Origin of the sequence: Nissabacter sp. SGAir0207 (assembly GCF_005491205.1) — a bacterium.
In the GTDB taxonomy this organism is placed as follows: domain Bacteria; phylum Pseudomonadota; class Gammaproteobacteria; order Enterobacterales; family Enterobacteriaceae; genus Chimaeribacter.
Map to the genome: position 1 here is coordinate 2,954,158 of NZ_CP028035.1, position 17,717 is coordinate 2,971,874.

General features: G+C 63.5%; 20 protein-coding genes. 11 read left to right on the forward strand and 9 right to left on the reverse strand.

Translation table 11 applies throughout. The annotated features are described in order from the left end of the window. The first annotated feature begins 25 nt into the window (after positions 1-25). A complete protein-coding gene (locus C1N62_RS13160; protein ID WP_137764061.1) occupies positions 26-370 on the forward strand; it encodes a hypothetical protein in 345 nt (114 codons plus the stop codon). Positions 371-378: 8 nt separating this feature from the next. Here the strand turns inward: C1N62_RS13160 and C1N62_RS13165 are convergent, their stop codons facing one another. After that, positions 379-654, reverse strand: a complete 276-nt coding sequence (locus tag C1N62_RS13165; RefSeq protein WP_137764062.1) for a YdgH/BhsA/McbA-like domain containing protein — start codon at positions 652-654, stop codon at positions 379-381. Positions 655-1,104: 450 nt separating this feature from the next. Between C1N62_RS13165 and C1N62_RS13170 the strand changes: the two genes are divergently transcribed. Further along, positions 1,105-2,040 (forward strand): DUF808 domain-containing protein, encoded by a 936-nt coding sequence (locus C1N62_RS13170; protein WP_137764063.1) that lies wholly within the window; start codon positions 1,105-1,107, stop codon positions 2,038-2,040. A 46-nt stretch (positions 2,041-2,086) separates the two neighbouring features. Here C1N62_RS13170 and C1N62_RS13175 read toward each other — a convergent pair whose 3' ends face one another. After that, positions 2,087-2,860, reverse strand: coding sequence for a class I SAM-dependent methyltransferase (locus C1N62_RS13175; RefSeq protein WP_137764064.1), 774 nt, complete (start codon positions 2,858-2,860; stop codon positions 2,087-2,089). Between the two features lie 155 nt (positions 2,861-3,015). Between C1N62_RS13175 and C1N62_RS13180 the strand changes: the two genes are divergently transcribed. The 3 genes from C1N62_RS13180 to sseA are packed head-to-tail and all read left to right on the forward strand — an operon-like array spanning position 3,016 to position 5,298. Next, positions 3,016-3,837: a helix-turn-helix transcriptional regulator gene (locus C1N62_RS13180; protein WP_137764065.1), complete on the forward strand. Its 822-nt coding sequence runs from the start codon at positions 3,016-3,018 to the stop codon at positions 3,835-3,837. A 25-nt stretch (positions 3,838-3,862) separates the two neighbouring features. After that, positions 3,863-4,459 carry a GNAT family N-acetyltransferase gene (locus tag C1N62_RS13185; RefSeq protein ID WP_137764066.1) on the forward strand — a complete coding sequence of 199 codons (597 nt, stop codon included), beginning with the start codon at positions 3,863-3,865 and terminating at the stop codon, positions 4,457-4,459. Next, positions 4,456-5,298, forward strand: a complete 843-nt coding sequence (sseA, locus tag C1N62_RS13190; RefSeq protein WP_137764067.1) for a 3-mercaptopyruvate sulfurtransferase — start codon at positions 4,456-4,458, stop codon at positions 5,296-5,298. The genes C1N62_RS13185 and sseA overlap by 4 nt, the downstream gene beginning before the upstream one ends. Positions 5,299-5,439: 141 nt before the next feature. Here sseA and C1N62_RS13195 read toward each other — a convergent pair whose 3' ends face one another. The 3 genes from C1N62_RS13195 to C1N62_RS13205 all read right to left on the reverse strand — a co-directional run bounded on the left by C1N62_RS13195 (position 5,440) and on the right by C1N62_RS13205 (position 7,700). Continuing rightward, entirely contained in the window at positions 5,440-5,910 is a 471-nt protein-coding gene (locus tag C1N62_RS13195) for a thiol-disulfide oxidoreductase DCC family protein (RefSeq protein WP_137764068.1), read from the reverse strand. A 45-nt stretch (positions 5,911-5,955) separates the two neighbouring features. Further along, complete coding sequence (gene agp / locus C1N62_RS13200) at positions 5,956-7,251, reverse strand: bifunctional glucose-1-phosphatase/inositol phosphatase (protein ID WP_137764069.1); 1,296 nt, start codon at positions 7,249-7,251, stop codon at positions 5,956-5,958. Positions 7,252-7,367: 116 nt separating this feature from the next. Continuing rightward, the gene (locus C1N62_RS13205) at positions 7,368-7,700 is read right to left on the reverse strand and encodes a multidrug efflux SMR transporter (protein ID WP_137764070.1); all 333 of its coding nucleotides are present in this window, start codon (positions 7,698-7,700) and stop codon (positions 7,368-7,370) included. Positions 7,701-7,874: 174 nt separating this feature from the next. Between C1N62_RS13205 and C1N62_RS13210 the strand changes: the two genes are divergently transcribed. The 4 genes from C1N62_RS13210 to C1N62_RS13225 all read left to right on the forward strand — a co-directional run bounded on the left by C1N62_RS13210 (position 7,875) and on the right by C1N62_RS13225 (position 11,332). Further along, the gene (locus C1N62_RS13210) at positions 7,875-8,615 is read left to right on the forward strand and encodes a flagellar brake protein (RefSeq protein ID WP_240775700.1); all 741 of its coding nucleotides are present in this window, start codon (positions 7,875-7,877) and stop codon (positions 8,613-8,615) included. A gap of 91 nt (positions 8,616-8,706) precedes the next feature. Continuing rightward, positions 8,707-9,225: a GNAT family N-acetyltransferase gene (locus C1N62_RS13215; protein WP_168195861.1), complete on the forward strand. Its 519-nt coding sequence runs from the start codon at positions 8,707-8,709 to the stop codon at positions 9,223-9,225. Positions 9,226-9,361: 136 nt separating this feature from the next. Further along, positions 9,362-9,754 (forward strand): DUF2946 domain-containing protein, encoded by a 393-nt coding sequence (locus tag C1N62_RS13220; protein WP_137764072.1) that lies wholly within the window; start codon positions 9,362-9,364, stop codon positions 9,752-9,754. 78 nt (positions 9,755-9,832) lie between these two features. Then, the gene (locus C1N62_RS13225; protein ID WP_137764073.1) at positions 9,833-11,332 is read left to right on the forward strand and encodes a PepSY domain-containing protein; all 1,500 of its coding nucleotides are present in this window, start codon (positions 9,833-9,835) and stop codon (positions 11,330-11,332) included. On the opposite strand, the gene C1N62_RS13230 is transcribed toward C1N62_RS13225, so the two are convergent. Together C1N62_RS13230 and yjbE are read right to left on the reverse strand one after the other, a co-directional pair. Continuing rightward, positions 11,329-12,069, reverse strand: coding sequence for an SDR family oxidoreductase (locus C1N62_RS13230; RefSeq protein ID WP_137764074.1), 741 nt, complete (start codon positions 12,067-12,069; stop codon positions 11,329-11,331). The genes C1N62_RS13225 and C1N62_RS13230 overlap by 4 nt on opposite strands. Positions 12,070-12,260: 191 nt before the next feature. Beyond that, positions 12,261-12,500: an exopolysaccharide production protein YjbE gene (gene yjbE, locus C1N62_RS13235; RefSeq protein WP_240775783.1), complete on the reverse strand. Its 240-nt coding sequence runs from the start codon at positions 12,498-12,500 to the stop codon at positions 12,261-12,263. A gap of 681 nt (positions 12,501-13,181) precedes the next feature. Here yjbE and mmuP point away from each other — a divergent pair. Together mmuP and mmuM are read left to right on the forward strand one after the other, a co-directional pair. Then, positions 13,182-14,609 carry an S-methylmethionine permease gene (mmuP, locus tag C1N62_RS13240; protein WP_137764076.1) on the forward strand — a complete coding sequence of 476 codons (1,428 nt, stop codon included), beginning with the start codon at positions 13,182-13,184 and terminating at the stop codon, positions 14,607-14,609. Further along, positions 14,599-15,534 (forward strand): homocysteine S-methyltransferase, encoded by a 936-nt coding sequence (mmuM, locus tag C1N62_RS13245; RefSeq protein WP_137764077.1) that lies wholly within the window; start codon positions 14,599-14,601, stop codon positions 15,532-15,534. Before mmuP ends, mmuM begins: the two co-directional genes overlap by 11 nt. Positions 15,535-15,734: 200 nt before the next feature. Here the strand turns inward: mmuM and C1N62_RS13250 are convergent, their stop codons facing one another. Together C1N62_RS13250 and C1N62_RS13255 are read right to left on the reverse strand one after the other, a co-directional pair. Continuing rightward, on the reverse strand, positions 15,735-16,823 hold the full coding sequence (locus tag C1N62_RS13250) for a lysozyme inhibitor LprI family protein (RefSeq protein WP_137764078.1): 1,089 nt from the start codon (positions 16,821-16,823) through the stop codon (positions 15,735-15,737). A gap of 50 nt (positions 16,824-16,873) precedes the next feature. Then, positions 16,874-17,152, reverse strand: coding sequence for a helix-turn-helix domain-containing protein (locus tag C1N62_RS13255; protein ID WP_137764079.1), 279 nt, complete (start codon positions 17,150-17,152; stop codon positions 16,874-16,876). Between the last annotated feature and the right edge of the window lie 565 nt (positions 17,153-17,717).

The following is a 17,717-nucleotide window of genomic DNA, read 5'->3' on the forward strand; positions in this document are numbered from 1 at the left end:
TAATGATGCGGGATCATACCTGTTCATGATACAGACGCAATGGCTGATGCCAGCCGGGAAGGAAAGAAACGGCAGGAAAAAGGAGAAACGGACACGGCAGCGGGCGAAGGGAGCAATAAAAACATGGGATAACCGCCCGCAATTTCTATGGCGTGAAATATCCCTCTTTTTTATTTACCCTCAGCCACACGTTGCCGTGCCGCTTATTATTAATGGCATTATTGAATCATGCTCATGGCATTATTTCATTGATAACATATATAAACACGTTTACTGCCACCATCAGGGGAAAATTAACCACTGGCGGCCAACAGGCAGGGGTGGCTTAAATAAGCCAGGATTCCTGTTTCGTCAGGTGGCGGTTGCCTGATGGGTCACTTAGCGGTAGATCTCCGCGTTGGCGCGCTGCTGGCTGGAGTCACTCGGGGTATCGATGCCGATCACCCGGTAGTGGCTGGCGCCCTCTTCCATCGCCTTCTGTTGCAGCGCACTGAGCGCGTCATCCGGCGAGCCAGTGATGTTGCTGACCTGGATGGTGCCCATGCTTTGCAGGTTGCTACGGTTGGCTTCGCTGGCGCTGATTTCACTGGCCGCCAGGGTGGCGAAGGAGGCGGTCGTCAACAGTGCGGCAGTAATGATAGGTAAAAGTTTCATGACACATTCCTCATAACAGCTCGGATTATTTCCGGAGATGTAATTATGCGCCAATTCACAAAAAGTGGAGGCGTCAGGTTGTAAAGAAATTTAATTATCATGTAGGAAATAAGGAGGAAAATTGAAGAAGTGCCAACGCCACTGGAAATAGTCAATGAAATTGCTGGAGTTGCCGCCGCGTCCACCGATTATTTTGTCGCTAGCGTATTGCCCGAAAATATCCATATATAAAAAGCCGGTTAATGTGGCCGCTTGCCTGAGCATTCACGTTATCGGGTGTAATCCTCTGAATCTGGCCGTGCCGGTAGGCGAATGCCCACCCAGCACCTATCTTTAAGGGGGACGACCCGACAGAGGGCGAAGATGAGAGGGATGCGGGAGAGTTTATCGTATTGGCGGTTGTTGCTACTATCCCGGCCCATTGCAACACTTAACTGAAAGGAAACGAGAATGGCAGGTACCAGCCTACTGGCCTTGATTGATGACATTGCCACCATTTTGGACGACGTCGCCGCGATGAGTAAGGTGGCGGCGCGCAAAACCGCCAGCGTGCTGGGCGATGACCTGGCGCTGAACGCCCAACAGGTCAGCGGCGTGAAGGCTGACCGCGAGCTGCCGGTGGTGTGGGCAGTGGCGAAAGGCTCGCTGCTGAACAAAGCCATCCTGGTGCCGCTGGCGCTGCTGATCAGTGCCTTTATCCCTTGGGCGATCACCCCGATGCTGATGGTGGGCGGTGCCTACCTCTGCTACGAGGGGTTTGAGAAGATCGCCGAGAAGCTATTCCACGGCAAAGATCACGCCGAGAAGCCGGTCGCGGCCACCAAGGTGCCGAAAACGCAGGAGGAGCTGCTGGCGCTGGAGAAGAAGAAGGTCAAGGGCGCGGTGCGCACTGACTTTATCCTGTCGGCCGAAATCATTGTGATCTCCTTGAACACCGTGGCGCACGTGCCGCTGATTGACCAGCTGATGGTGATGGTGCTGATCGCGGTTGTCATGACGCTCGGCGTCTATGGGCTGGTCGCTGGCATCGTGCGGATGGATGACGTCGGCGTCTGGCTTGGCAAGCTGGAAGGCGAAGGGCTGTTCCGCCGGGCGCTGCGCGGGCTGGGTGGGCTGATTATCAGCGCCGCGCCGCTGCTGATGAAAACCCTGGCGTTTGTCGGCACCATCGCCATGTTTTTAGTGGGTGGCAGCATCCTGAGCCACGGCCTGCCGTTCATGCACAGTCTGGTGGATGTGCTGAACCACGGCCATCAGGGCTGGATCAGCAGCCTGATCACCGGCGCGACCGATCTGGTGGTGGGCTTGGTGGCTGGCGCGCTGGTGCTGGGCGTGGTGAGCCTCGGGCAGAAGCTGTTCGGCAAGAAAGAGGAGAAACAGGCGTAAGCCTGCCTCCCCTTCCCCACGGGGCCGGCCTGATGCCGGCCCTTTTTTATGCCGGGCGATGTGCCTCAATCATCAGGGTGTCGCTGCTGAAACTGCCGTCCGGCTGGATGGCGAAATAGGCCGCCACCTCCGCCGACGCCCCCTGTTGCAGCGCACGGATGGCGGTAACGAAGTGCTCAGGCGTGCGCATCCGCGCAATCCAGCTACTGAACTCCAGCGCCAGCCGGTCACGCGCCACCCGCTCCACCGTCAGGCCCGCGGCGTTGAACATCGCCAGCCACTCGCCGGGCGCATAGTTGCGCACGTGGGAGGTGTCGCGCAGCACTTCGATGGTCTGCAAATGGATGTCCAGCACCGGCTGCCCCGGCGAGGCCATATCCATAAAGATCGCCCGGCCGCCCGGCTTCAGCACCCGGCGCACTTCGCGCAGCGCCTGCCCGACGTCATGCCAGTGGTGGGCCGAGTAGCGGCTGATCACCACGTCAAACGCCCCGTCGGCAAAGGGCAAGGACTCCGCCGCCCCCTGCGCCACCCGGATATTGCCCAGCTGCCGGTCGCGCGCCGCCTGCTCCACTACCGCCAGCATTTGCTCCGAGAGATCGTAGGCCGTCACCTCCGCCACCGCGCCCGCCGCCACAAAGCTGGCGTGGCCCGCGCCACAGCCAATGTCCAGCAGCCGCGCCTGTGGGGCGTCCGCCAGTAACTCGGCCAGCCGCCGCAGATCCTTGCCCTGCGCGTGCACCGCGCTGCTGAGGTAGGCGGCGGCCTGATCGCCGAACTGCTGGGTAACGTGATCTGCGTGGGTGGATGGGGTTGCCATGTTGCCTCCTGATTGCCGTAATGGGATAAAGGGCGGTGCCGGGCTGTCACCGGCTGCCGTGGGGCCACTATAGCAGCGCGTGATACGGGTACAATATGAGCAGTTATGCTGGTATAAACAGTAACACCCGGCCGTTTTTTACATGGAGAGCACCGATGCAGCATGATGCGTTAAATGGCCCTCAGGCGCTCGGCGCCTTCCTGCGCGCCTGCCGTGAGCGCCTCACCCCGGCGCAGGCCGGGCTGCCCACCGCGCCGCGCCGCCGTACCCGTGGGTTGCGGCGCGAGGAGCTGGCCCAGCTCAGCAACATCAGCACCACTTGGTACACCTGGATCGAGCAGGGGCGCGACGTCACCGCCTCGCCGCTGGCGCTGGCACGGCTGGCGAAGGCGCTGCAACTCGGCGCGGCCGAGCGGGAGTACCTCTTCTCACTGGCGCAGGCCAGCGACCCGGAGGGAGCACACTCTGACACGCGCCCCAGCCCGGCGCTGCTGGAGAGCGTGCAACAGCTCACCTGCCCCGGCTATCTGCTCGACAGCACCTGGAACGTGCTGGCGTGGAATGCCCCGGCTGGCGCGCTGTTCAGCGCGTTCCTTGGCGTGGAACCGGCGCCCAACCTGCTAAACTTCATGTTCCTGCACCCGGCGGCGCGTGAGCTGGTGGTTGACTGGCCGGAGCGCGCGCGCCGGGTGGTGGCGGAGTTCCGCGCCGACACCCGGCTGCTGCCCCACTCCGAGCCGGTGCGCCAGCAGGTGCAGCGGCTGTGCGCCGCCAGCGACACCTTCTACCGTGGCTGGCATGAGCAGGCGGTGCTGGCGCGCGAGGGCGGCCTGCGCCGCTTCCACCACCCGCAGCACGGTGAACTGGGCTACCACCAGCAGACCTTCTTCCCCGCTGGCAGCCCGGCGCTGAAGCTGGTGATGCTGCTGCCGGGCGCACCGGCTGAAACCATTGAGTGCCAGGCCCAGCCTGGCTGATGCTCCCCCTGGCTAAGGAGACGCCATGATCCCACACCTGCTCTACCGTGACAGTGACATTGAGATCCGTGTTCCCGAGGAGGAGGATGCGCCCCAGTTGTGCAGCGCGGTACGTCGCTCACTGGTGGAGATTGGCCGTTGGGAGAGCTGGTGCACCAGCGCCTACACGGTGGCGGAGAGCCTGCGCTTTTTGCGCGACTCAGCGCAGAAGCGCTCACGCGGCAGCGAATACAACTTCAACCTGTTTGAGCGCGCCAGCGGCGAGGTGGCGGGTGCCATCTCTCTCAACCGCATCAGTTACGAATACCGGATGGCCAACGTCGGCTACTGGATCCGCAGCGATCTGGCGGGCCGCGGACTGGCCCCGCTGGCGGTGCGCGCCATCAGTGCCTTCGCCTTCGAGCGGCTGGCGCTGACGCGGCTGGAGATTGTGGCGATGGAGGGCAACCTGCGTAGCTGCCGGGTGGCGGAGAAGGTGGGCGCCACCGCCGAGGGGCTGCACCGCAACCGGCTCTATTTTCATGGCAAGCCCTGCCATGCCTGGGTTTACTCCCTGATCCCCGGCGACATCAGCCCCCCAGATGCCGCCCTGTTAATGACACCAAGGAATGCCACACCATGACTTCCCAACTCGTTTCGCCACACTGGCTGGAAAAGCACCTGACCAAGGACAACCTGATCGTTCTCGACTGCCGCAAGGCCAAGCCCGGCACCACGCCGCCGCGCCCGCTGGAGGAGGAGTACCGCGACGCCCACATCCCCGGCGCGGTCTATTTCGACATCGACAAGCTCTCTGACCAGAACACGCCGCTGCCGCACATGCTGGCGGAGGACGCCTGGTTCGCGCGCGAGGTGGGCAAACTCGGCCTGCGCAATGACATGACCATCATCGCCTATGACGAGGGCGATCTCTTCTCCGCGCCGCGCATCTGGTGGATGCTGCGCCACTATGGCGCGACCGACGTGCGGGTGCTGGATGGCGGCATCAACGCCTGGCGCGCCGAGGGCCGCCCGCTGGAGCAGGGTGAGGTGAGCCGCGCGCCGCAGACCTTCCGCGCCCGCTTTGACCGCCAGCAGGTGGTGTCGCTGGCGCAGGTACAGGCCATCAGCGAGCAGGGCACGGCACAGATCATTGATGCCCGCGCCGCTGGCCGCTTCCGTGGCGAGGTGCCGGAGCCGCGCGCTGGCCTGCACAGTGGCCATATCCCGAACAGCCTGAACGTGCCCTTTACGCTGATCTCCGCCGACGGCAAGCTGAAATCGCCGGAGGCGCTGAAGCAGACGTTTGTTGATCAGGGCGTGGATCTTGAGCAGCCGATCGTCGCGAGCTGTGGCTCTGGCGTCACGGCCGCCGCGCTGGTGTTCGCGCTGGAGACGCTCGGCGTGGAGGCGAAACTCTATGACGGCGCATGGACGGAGTGGGGTGACCTGAACGGCAGCCAGCCGGTGGCGAAGGGCTGAATCCGGGCAAAAAAAGGCCCGCAGGGTAGCGGGCGCAACAAAACTGGATTCATCATAGAAGTGCTTGGGGTTTTCTTTCAACGTTTTAAGCATAGACCGGTTTCGGCCGGCCGATGTTATTAAAATGTAAAAATTTACAACTCAACTGGCGGCGCGCCGGCCCTCGGGCAGGTAGCGCCCCGGCTCCCCCTCCCCCGGCAGTGCCGATCCTGCTGGCAGCTTGCCAAACCAGCGATAACGGTTTTTCGCCACGCCATTGTAGACCGCATCCCGCAGCCCACGCGGGCAGAGCCGCAAGGCCCCCAGCGCCCGCCACGGCCAGCCGAGTTGCGCCAGAATGGCGAAAAAGGCGTCCGAGCGCACCTGTAGATCGGTGCCGTGGATCCAGGCAATGGTGTTGAAGTTATCGGTTGGCAGCCCGGCCCAGCGCAACAGGTCTTGCCCGGCGTCCGACTGGACGGTGGCAAGGTGCAGGGTGCGCTGGCGATCGGCATGGAGCAGCACCCGCACCAGCCGGTGGCAGAGCGGGCATTCGCCGTCAAACAGCACCACCTGCTGGCCAGCGGCCAAATGCGGCGCGGCACGGCGCGGAAAGGAGAGGATCTGGCTCATGGCGCTCCTTATCAGTTGGCCCGCGCCAGCGGCGCGGGGTCAGCGTCAGTTGGCGGGCACGGCGCTCTGTTGCCCGGCCAGTTGGCGGAAATTCGCCAGCGGGCAGAAGCCCTGCGCATCCACCGGGCAGCCTGCCAGCCGCAAGGTGACACGCTGCGGCGTCTGGGCGTTGCTATTGCGGATCTGATCCGCCGTCGGGTAGACATACTCAATTTTCAGCAGGTCGCGGTTGCCGTTGCCGTCATGCCAGCGCTCAAACACCACCGCCCCGCTGATGGGCGTGCGCTCATACTGCCCCGGCAGGCTGTACTCCGCCGTGCGCAATGCCGCCAGCAGCGAGGCAATGTTGGAGTCATGCCCCACCAGCACCGCCAATCTGGCCTGCTGCGCCGCCTGCTGGTTGGCGCTTTTGCCATTTTCGCCCTCAATCGCCTGGCTGATGAAGCTGAGCAGCGGCGCGGCGGCATTGCTGGCGATCACGGGCGAGCCAAACAGCGTCTCGTGGTAGAGGTTCTTGATCGCCTGCAACCGCTGCCACTGGGCTGGCGTCGTCACCTTGCCCCAAGCGACGTCGGTCAGCGGGTAGCCCTCGTAGTACTGCAACATAAAAGCGTCCACCGCGCCGGTGGCGGTGCGCAGCGGCCCGCTGATGGCTGGCTCCTTGCCCTGCGTCAACTGCACGCGGTTGGGTTGATCCGCCAGCGCGCACTGTTTGTCTTCAAGGCAGGCGCGGCTGTTGCGGTAGTCCAGCACCTGCTCCAGCTCGGCATAGTGGGGGGCCAGCCGCCGGTTCAGGCCGCTGAGACCACCCTCGCCCACGTGCTGGTCAATGGCGCGCAGTGCTTGCTGGCGGAAGGTCTCCGTCACCTCGGCGGTGATAATGGGGTTGAAGGTCGGATCCATGGTGCCCACCAGCGCCTGATGGGTAACGCTGAGGGCGCAACCGGGGAAGGCACCGGCCAAAAAGTGGCGCGCGGTGTCGATGGTGCGCGGCAAGCTGTTGGCGTAGGTGAAGACCTGCTTCTCCGCCGGGCAACCCTGTGCCGCCAGCAGACCCGCCTCGCCGAGCCAGCTACGGAAGTAGCGCCCCATCTGCTCCTCCACCTGCCCGCCCTTTGGCGTCAATAGCCCGCCAGCGGTCTGCCACGTCGGCCACTGGTGCGGGGTGGCGCTTGCCAGCGCATCGCCGTAGTTCACCAGCGGCGCGCGGATGCCATGACGGCTCAGCACCACCACTTTCTCCAACTGGTAGCCCTGCGGCGCGCCCTGCTCCGCCGCCACCGCGCCCTGCGCCGCCAGCAGCAGCGCGGCGCACGCGATCCATGTTGCCTTTCGCTCCATTGCCCTCTCCCTTTTTGCCCTTGTGGTCAACCGATTGATCCTGCATTTGTTTCCAGCATAGAGCACCCTGACATTCAGGGTGGGAGGTGCCTCACAAAGTCAGGCACGCAGCCGCCTCAGTGGCCGACGCTGTGGGAGAAGAGGTTCATCACCACCACGCCAATCACGATCAGCGCCATGCCGATCAGCGCGGGCATGTCCAACCGCTGGCCGAACAGCACCCAGCCCACCAACGTGATCAGCACCACCCCCATCCCCGACCAGATGGCATAGGCGACGCCCACCGGAATGGTGCGCAGGGTCAATGACAGCAGATAGAACGCGATGCCATAGCCCACGGTCATCAGCAGCGTGGGCCACAGCCGGGTAAAGCCTTCGCTGGCCTTCAGCGCCGAGGTGGCAATCACCTCGGAGATGATGGCGGCGATTAAAATGATCCACTGTTGCATCCATGACTCCTCTTATTATGTGCGCCCTAAGGGTAGCCGCTGCGGCACCTGCCGGGCAACCTGCGCGCGGCAGGGAAATTTTTGGCCGGTGCTAAAGCCCGCCCCGCCCGCTGCCGATAGTGATGGATTGACTCCGGGGGCCGCGCGGCGGCCCGCCAACATAAGGGAACCAGGGTGAGCGACAAAGAACAGTTTTTGAAGACCCATCCGCTCTCCATTATTGCCACCCTGCGCGACCTGAAGACGCAAGGCACGGCGGTGATGGTGAGCCACGCGCGCGGGCAGTTCATTACCAGAGTGCTGGAGGTGCTGCCAGAGAGCGGCCAGTGGGTGCTGGATTTGAGCAGCGTGGAGTATGAGAACCGTCTGGTGCGCGAAACCGAGGCGCTGACCATCGTCGCGGAGCCAGCCGCCGCCAAGATTGAGTTCACCCTGTCGGCACCGCTCGTTGAGCAGGCGTGGCAGGGGCTGCCGGCCTTCTTCGCGCCGCTGCCCGCTTCACTCTACGCCATCCAGCGGCGCGAGTACTTCCGCGTCAACACGCCGCTGTCGCTCGACTTCTGCTGCAACGGCACCCTGCCGGGCTACGGCGATTTCAGCTTCCGCGTGAAGGACATCTCGCTCGGCGGCATCTGCCTCTACGCTGACAAGGCGTTCAACGGCACGCTGGAGGAGCGCACGCTGATCCGCAACGTCGAGCTGGATCTGGCCGCCTTTGGCCGTTTCACGCTTGATATCCAGTTCGTGGATGTGATGGTGAGCCAGGTGCTGGATCGCAAGGGCGATACCCAGTCCCAGACCCGTTTTAGCTTCCGCTTCCCGATGCTCAGCGCGGTGCAGGAGCGCGAATTGCAGCAGGTGATCTTTGGCCTCGAGCGGCTGCAACATGAAAGGAACCAGCGGTTACGGGGATGAGCGGCTAAACTTTTTACTTCGGTACTGTTAAATAGATGTAGGCCGAATCTCTTTGACAGGAAATGTTTCTCTTATTATCGAAGGAATGAGCATGCTGACTATCAGAACCGCCGGCGTCGCCGACGCCGAAATCCTGCAACAGGTGGCGCGCGACACTTACCTGCACCACTTCTCCCACCTGTGGCTGGCGGCCGAGGAGATGGAGGAGTATTTGGCGGAGGAGTATGGTCGCGAGGCGCTGGCGGCGAGCCTGGCCGACCCGGCCATTTTGTGGCTGCTGGCCGAGCGTGAGAACCAGCCCATCGGCTTTGCCAAGGTGTGGTGGGATCGCCCACGCCCGGACAACGGCGAGCCGGGCGCGCTGTTGCAGAAGCTCTACTTCCTGCCAGAGGAGACCGGCAAGGGCCACGGCCGCCACCTGCTGCACCGGGTGATTGACGAGGCAAAGCAGCGCCACCAACCGACGTTGTGGGTGACGGTGTTGCAGGACAACAACCACGGCCGCGACTTCTACATCAAGCAGGGGATGGTGACGGTGGAGACGCTGCCCTTCTCCAGCGCCAGCCAGCGCAGCCTGATGGATGTGCTGGCGATGCCGCTGGCCGGCTGAGTGTTAACAAACCCGCCGTTACCTTCACTCAAATATCAATTTTTATCATCAATGATTTAACAACCGGCGGGCGGATGACGTACAATCCGTCCGCCGGTTGCCCGATGCACTGGCTTCCAAGGAGCCGCCGTTGTTGATGTTTCGCGCCCCCCTCCGCCGACTGGCGGCGTGGCTGGGACTGTTTGCCCTGTTGATGCTGTTTGTTGCCCCGGTGATCTCAACCTCACTGGCGCAGGCGCGCGCCGGGCAGATGGCGGAGATGGCGGCCACCATGCCAGACATGCCGATGCATGAGATGCCGATGCCCGGCATGGATCATGAACAGGGCATGATGCCCGACGGCCCGGCCTGTGGTTACTGCGTGCTGCTGGCCCATGCGCCGCTGTTGGAGATGGTGCTGCCGCTGCTGTTCTGGTTCACCCTGCTGGCTGCGCGCACCCCGCCGCCCTGCCTGCGCCTGCCGCTGCCGGACGCGCCGCCCAACCGCCGCCCGCCGGCCCGTGCTCCCCCGCTGCTGATAAACGCCTGACGCCCCGCGTCGTAATGCCCGTTGCCGCTGCCCATCTGGACAGGGGCCGCGTCCGTTTTGCTTTATCAGGAGATCCCCATGACGGTGGACACACTGCCGCAGGCCACGTCGCCTGCCCGTACCCATGCCCCACAGGCGGCGCTGGTGGCGCTGCTCAAACGCCTGCACTTCGCCATTGGCCTGTTTGTCGGCCCCTTTATCTTTGTCGCGGCGCTGACCGGCGCGCTCTACGTGCTCACCCCGCAGCTGGAGAACGCCCTCTACGCCGAGCAGCTCTTTACCCCGGCGACTGGCCCGCTCCAGCCGCTGTCACGCCAGGTGGCGACGGCGCAGGCAGAGGCTGGCCCGGACGCGCGCATCATGGCGGTGCGCCCGGCCCCGACGCCCGGTGAGACCACCCGCGTGATGTTCGCCGCGCCCGGCCTTGGCCCCTCGGAGAGCCGCGCGCTGTTCATCGACCCGCACACGCTGGCCGTGCGCGGCGATCTGACGGTCTACGGCACCAGCGGCGTGCTGCCGTTTCGTACCACCCTCGACTATCTGCACCGCAACCTGCTGCTGGGCGAGCCGGGCCGCATCTACAGCGAGCTGGCCGCCTCCTGGATGTGGGTCGCGGCGCTGGGCGGCATCGCGCTCTGGCTGGTACAGCGCCCGCCCCGCGTGACGCGCCACGCCACCGAGGCCGCCCGCCAGCGCCAGCGCACCCGCCGCCGCCATGTCATCACCGGCTGGTGCCTCTCACTGGGTTTACTGTTCTTATCCGTCACCGGGCTGACCTGGTCGAACTGGGCGGGCGGCAATATCGACCGGATGCGCAGCGCCCTTGACTGGATGACGCCAGCGGTCACCACTGACCTGCACGGCGGCCGCCCGGCGGTGGTCGATCCGCACGCTGAGCACCACGGCAACATGGCTAACATGGCGATGCCCGATCCACACGCCGCGCACCACGGCAACATGGCTGGCATGGCGATGCCCGATCCGCACGCTGAACACCACGGCCATATGGCTGGCATGGCGATGCCCGCCCCGCAGGCGGCCGCGACCTTTGACCGCGTGCTGGCGTCGGCGCGACAGGCCGGGCTGGCAGCCGAGCGGCTGGAGATCCGCCCGGCGAAAGCGGACGGACAGGCGTGGACAGTGAATGAGATCGATCGCCGCTGGCCGACGCAGGTCGATGCCGTGGCGGTAGACCCGGCACAGGGACGGGTGGTGGATCAGGTGCGCTTTGCGGACTTCCCGCTGGCCGCCAAACTGACGCGCTGGGGGGTGGACGCCCACATGGGCGTGCTGTTCGGCCTGCCCAACCAGCTGCTGCTGGCGGCCTTCGGGCTGGGGCTGTGCACCCTGATCGTGTTGGGTTACCGCCTCTGGTGGCTGCGCCGCCCGGCCGCGCCTGCCCAGCACCCGGCCCAGACGCTGTGCGCCGCCTGGGCCGCCCTCACCCTGCCGCTGCGACTGGTCGTGCTGCTGCTGGCCATTGCGCTCGGCGCGGCGCTGCCGGTGATGGGGGCGAGCCTGCTGCTGTTTGTGGCGATTGACCTGCTGCGCTGGCGGCGGACGGTGCGTGCCGCCTAGATAATGCCGCCGTTGGCGCGCAGCGTCTGGCCGTTGATCCAGCCGCCCTGTGGCCCGGCCAAAAAGGCCACCACCTGGGCGATGTCCTCCGGCTGGCCGAGCCGCTCCAGCGGCGCCATCTTCGCCAACCGCGCCACCTGCTCCTCGGATTTGCCATCGAGGAACAGGTCGGTGGCGGTCGGCCCCGGCGCAATCGCGTTGACGGTGATGCCACGGCCGCGCAGTTCACGCGCCAGAATCGGCGTCAGCGCCTCGACGCCCGCCTTGGTAGCGGCATACAGCCCGTAGCCCGGCTGCAATAGCCCCACCACGCTGGAGGAGAAGTTGATGATGCGGCCGCCGTCACGCAGCCGCGTCGCTGCCTCGCGCAGCGCCAAAAACGTCCCTTTCAGGTTGACCGCCACCAGCCGGTCGAAATCCGCCTCCTCGGCCTGCGCCAGCGGCGACAGCGCCATGATGCCAGCGTTGTTCACCAGCACATCAATGCCGCCGTAAGCCTTCTCCGCATGGTCAAACATGCCAGCCACCGCCTTGGCGTCACTGACATCGGCGCGGTAGGCCAGCGCCCGGCCGCCCAGCAAGGTGATCTTCTCCACCAGCGCTTCCGCTGGCAGGGCCTGATTGGCGTAGTTGATCACCACCGTGAACCCCTCTTTCGCCAGCCGTTCCGCCACCGCCGCGCCGATGCCGCGCGACGCGCCCGTCACAATGGCGACCTTCTGGTTTTCACTGCCCATGGCTGCTCTCCCCGGATTGGGAGGCCGGCGATGGCCGGCCACTGCTATAAGGATAGGAAATTCCCGGCGTGGGGCGGCGCGGGATGACTTTGGCTGGGAAATCTCAGAGGGTTCCTAGGGTGCGGGAGAGTGCAGGTTGCCGGGAAAGCAGAAAAGAGCCGCGGGCACGCGGCTCATAGCAGCCAGCGGAATTAACGGCTGGTGGTGGTCGTGGTAGAGGTGCTGGTGGTGTTGCCGTTGTTGTCAGAACCGCCGTTCTCCAGCAGCAGGGCCACGGCGGTAATGGCCGCGATGCTGCCCACCCCGATGGCGTCAGACTGGCCCTTGCTCAGGGAGGTTGCACTGCTGCCCGCGGTCTGTGCCGCCAGCGCAGAGCCAGATACCATCAGGGCGAAAATCATGCCGGTTGCGGCGAGCACCTTATTTTTCATCACGCTATTCTCCATCTTATTGCTGTGCGGTCTTGGGAGTGGCGGGCTGGCCGGCTGTTCCTGTAGGGCAGACGCTCTGTTTTGTTTATTGCGTGCTGCCAGAAAAACCGTTATTTCCCGCCCTTGCCGGCAGAATTCCTTACCATTCTTCCTGCCCTGCGGATTTAAAAATTAGGCGTTTTGATTTTGGAAAACAAATAACATTAGATGGCTTAACCCATTTAAGAATTGCCTTAATATGAAATGATATTTTTTATCTTTTCCCTGCCAAAAAAGCGGGTGAAATAGTCATGAAACCTCAGTGAAAACCCTTATAAATCAACACACTTTATTTAGGAGTGCGCATGGAAATCCCATACTCCCGCCATCTCCTTCGCCTGCTAATAAAATAGCGCCCCACTTTGCGTGAATTTCGGCAGCGGCTGTTTAATTGGCCTGTTTATTTCTATTATTTCGCAACTTCACCGAATGATTTTATTTGCGTGGCTATCAGGGCGTGCCGATTCATTGCTTTTTTGCACCCTTGGCTGGTGCCGTCGCGCAATCGTCACGCGGCAGAACCAGTAAGGGAGGGTGATAGCTGGTCATCAATACCCATGACGGGCTTAATATTGATTTCAGCAAGTGTAAAAGGTATAACTGCTCCCCACTTTAGAAGTTTAGACGTCTATACGGATAAGAATGAGCAGCCAATCCCCACGCACTGCCGGCCAAGAGGGCCAGCTCCAGCGCACCATGAAAGCCCGCCATTTGGTGATGCTCTCGTTGGGCGGCGTTATCGGCACCGGATTGTTTTTCAATACCGGCTATATCATCTCCACCACCGGCGCGCCCGGTACGCTGCTGGCCTACCTGATTGGCGCGCTGGTGGTCTATCTGGTGATGCTCAGCCTCGGCGAGCTGTCGGTGGCGATGCCGGAGACCGGCGCGTTCCACCTCTATGCCGCCCGCTACCTTAGCCCGGCCACCGGCTACACCGTGGCGTGGCTCTACTGGCTCACCTGGACGGTGGCGCTCGGCTCCAGCCTGACGGCCGCTGGCTTCTGTATGCAGTACTGGTTCCCGTCGGTGCCAGTGTGGATCTGGTGTTTGCTGTTCTGCCTCGCCATCTTCCTGATGAACGTCATCACCACGCGGGTATTTGCCGAGGGGGAGTTCTGGTTCTCGCTGATCAAGGTGGTGACCATTCTGGCCTTCATCATCCTTGGCGCGGGCGCGATGGTCGGGCTGGTGCCGATGGGCGATGGCACGCCGCCGCCCTTCCTGCACAACCTGACGGCTGGCGGCTGGCTGCCACACGGCGGGCTGCCGATTTTGATGACCATGGTGGCGGTCAACTTCGCCTTCTCCGGCACTGAGCTGATTGGCATCGCCGCTGGCGAGACTGACCAGCCGCAGAAAGTGGTGCCGATGGCGATCCGTACCACGGTGGCGCGGCTGGTGATCTTCTTCCTTGGCTCAGTATTCGTGCTGGCGGCGCTGATTCCGATGGATCAGGCCGGGATTGTCAAAAGCCCGTTTGTGGCGGTGTTCGAGAAGATTGGCATCCCCTACGCGGCGGACATCTTTAACTTCGTGATCCTGACCGCCATCCTGTCGGCAGCCAACTCCGGGCTGTACGCCTCCGGGCGGATGCTCTGGTCGCTGGCCAATGAGCGCACGCTGCCGCGCGCCTTTGCCCACGTTAACCGCCGCGGCATCCCGATGAATGCCCTGCTGATCAGCATGGTCGGCGGCCTGCTGGCGCTGCTCTCCAGCGTGATCGCGCCGGACACGGTGTTCGTGGCGCTGTCCGCTATCTCTGGCTTTGCGGTGGTGGCGGTGTGGCTGAGCATCTGCGCCTCGCACTATGTGTTCCGCCGCCGTTATCTGGCCGAGGGCAACCGCCTGGAGGCGCTGCCCTACCGCGCGCCCTGGTATCCGGTGACGCCGATTCTCGGCTTTGTGCTCTGCCTGCTGGCCTGCGTCGGGCTGGCGTTTGATCCGTCGCAGCGCATCGCGCTCTATTGCGGGCTGCCGTTTGTTGTGCTCTGCTACCTGGCCTATCACCTGACACAACGTCTGGCGACCCCACCCTCTGCCGAACCAGGAGAAACCCATGCCGGCTGAAAACCCGATTGCCCGCCATCTGGCGCAGCACCGCTGCCTGATCCTTGACGGGGCGCTCGCCACCGAACTGGAGGCGCGCGGCTGCGACCTGGCCGATCCGCTCTGGTCAGCCAAGGTGCTGATGGAGAACCCGGCGCTGATCCAGCAGGTGCATCTGGACTACTTCCGTGCCGGCGCGCAGTGCGCGATTACCGCCAGCTATCAGGCAACGCCGCAGGGCTTTGCGCCGCGCGGGCTGGACGAGGCGCAGTCGCGGGCGTTGATTGGCCGGAGTGTGGCGCTGGCCCAACAGGCGCGCAGTGACTATCTGGCAGAGCACCCGGAGAGCGGCGCGCTGCTGGTGGCTGGCTCCGTCGGCCCCTACGGCGCCTATCTGGCGGATGGCTCCGAGTACCGGGGCGACTACGCGCTGCCACAGGAGGCGATGATGGCCTTCCACCGCCCGCGCATCGAGGCGCTGGCGGCGGCGGGCGTGGATCTGCTGGCCTGCGAGACGCTGCCCTCCTTCGCCGAGTTGCAGGCGCTGGTGGCGCTGCTGGCCGAGTTCCCGACGCTGGGCGCGTGGTTCTCCTTTACCCTGCGCGACAGCGATCACCTCAGCGACGGCACGCCGCTGACCGAGGTGGCGGCGCTGATCAACGCCACCCCACAGGCGCTGGCGCTGGGCATCAACTGCATCGCGCTGGATCAGGTGACGCCAGCGCTCCAGTCCCTCAGCCCGCTGACCGACAAGCCGCTGCTGGTCTACCCCAACTCCGGCGAGCAGTATGACGCGGTGCACAAGCGCTGGCACAGCTGCGCCCACGCCAGCCAGCTGGCGGATCACCTGCCCGACTGGATGGCCCTCGGCGCGCGCCTGATTGGCGGCTGCTGCCGCACCACCCCACAGGATATCGCCGCCCTCGCCGGTCGCGCCCCGTTATAACCTTCAGCGCCCCACGGGGCGCTTATTTCCCGCCCGCCTCTTTGCTTATTTTTCCGTCCCCTGGCGCGCAATCGAAATAAACCCTTTACGATTTCAGTTCATCCTATCCGCTATTTCATTGGCCGCTTCAGGCCAACAAATAATGCGCTGCCCGCCACCCTTGCGGGGTGGCGGGCATTGCCATGGGATCACTCTCAGGATTATTCGTGCGGCAAAAAGGCGCGCAGCTCTTTGCTGCGTTGGCGGGTCAACAGGGTGAGCAGACTTTCTGGTTTGACCGCCGGGTATTTTTGCGCGGCGAAGGCCAGCCAGGCATCACGATAACGTAACCAGCGACGCTGGGTGTCACGGATGCCGCTTTTAGTGACGGTCATGGAGGGCAGATGATCCGCCCCCTCGCCCGGCGTGGGCGCGATCGCCATCACCAGCCGGTAGACGCGGTTAAGCTCGGCATCCGCGGCACGGTAGTGGCGCGCTGAGGCCACCGGCAACGACTGGTGCTCCAGCGCGTGCAGCAGCTGGTCAAATTGCTGCAACAGATGCTGGCGCTGCTCTACCTGGAAGGCGGCGCGCGCGGTGCCAGAGAGATCGACCTCATGATCCGCGCTGGCATTGGCGTACTCCTGTAGCGCCTGTTGCAGCGGTTGCAGCGCCTGCCGATCGGCCGCGCGCCAGTGGGCGATAAGGGCCACGGTCTGGGCGTGGCGTTTGCCCTCGCTGATGCGCGCCTCATGGGCGGTGCAGATCCCCATGTTGTAGCCGCTGGTGATGTTGTCACAGAAGCTGAAGCTGTCGCCCTGCCACTTCTTGGCGGCCAGCATCTGGAGGGTGCGCGGGCGGTCATCATTCTCCGCGGGCGCGCCCTCCAGCGTACAGGCCAGCGCGGTCGCCAGATCCAGGTCACGCGCGGCACCGCGGCCATTGGCGTAGATCTCCATCAGCAACGAGATGCCGTGGAATGCCTGATTCTCACCACGCTGCGCCTCCAGCAGGGCGCACTGGCGCGCCTGCACCGGATCGGCGGGCGTCATGATGCCGTAGTAGAGCGCCTCGGCGTCACAGCCCGTCAGGCGCGCGGCGGTGGCGGCATCGGGCCAGTCCTGCGCCGGCGGCTGCCGGTCACGCAGGCGGTTGCAGAGCGCCCTGGACTGCGCGTAAGTGGCGCCCTGGCCGCTGCCATCCTGCCCATCTGCCCAGTTCCAGCCGGTGCCGAGGGTGGGCGCCGCCTGAAGGAACGCGGGCAGTAGGGTGAGCAGGGCTAACAGCACCGGGCGGGAGAGTCCTTTCATTGTGTCTTTCCTGGGAGAACATCAGAGAGTGTTGAGCTTAGACCGCTTTCCTATAAAACGCCCGGCCCTCCCTGATGAATGGAGCAACGCTGCCAATAGTCGAGAATGGCATCCGCCAGATCGTTCTCCTGGGCATAGAAATAGGCCAACGGCAGGCCGAGCGCCCCGGCAATGCGCATTGCCGTGGCCTGATCGGGCTGGTGTTTGCCCTTCTCATACTGGTTCATCCGGGCGCTGGAGGACGCCTCATCCAATCCGGCTAAAATGCCGAGTTTATATTGGGTCAGGCCGGCACGTAGCCGCGCTTCTTTTAATCGTTTAACCACCATGCTTAATTTCCTGGCTTAAATGACTAAGGTAATCTTAGTTTTTTCGCAAGATAGAAGGCATTTACCCGCATTACGGGTAAATTTACCCGTTAAATAATACTCCTTAACGCCAACTTGGTACGACAAATAGTGTGCAACCGGCACAAATGGCGAATGCCCGCTCATAAAAAGCGCGTTTGGCCATTATTTTGGGATGTTTCTGAATGTTTCGGCGATTATGCACACACCACCATCGCCTGGCAGTTAATTTCACGTGCCACAGGGTAAGCCATTTATATTTCAGTTATTTTAAAGCCGCTACCCCGCGGATTATTCACGCCTTTCCCCGCTGGCCGCCCATTATTCCCACCAACGGCTAAATGGCGGGAAATAACGTGCTACTGCCGCGCTTGGTATAATTGCCAGGCGATTTATAACCCGAGCGCGGAGAGCCTCGGGCACGCTCAAGGATAAAGGGCGGCAGCGGTGGACGTTGTGACGACAGAACACTCTCCTGATCGGGATCAAAAGAGTGTTGCCGGGTATTGGGGCGGGAGGGAACCGGCGGGCGGCACTGCGCCGCCTG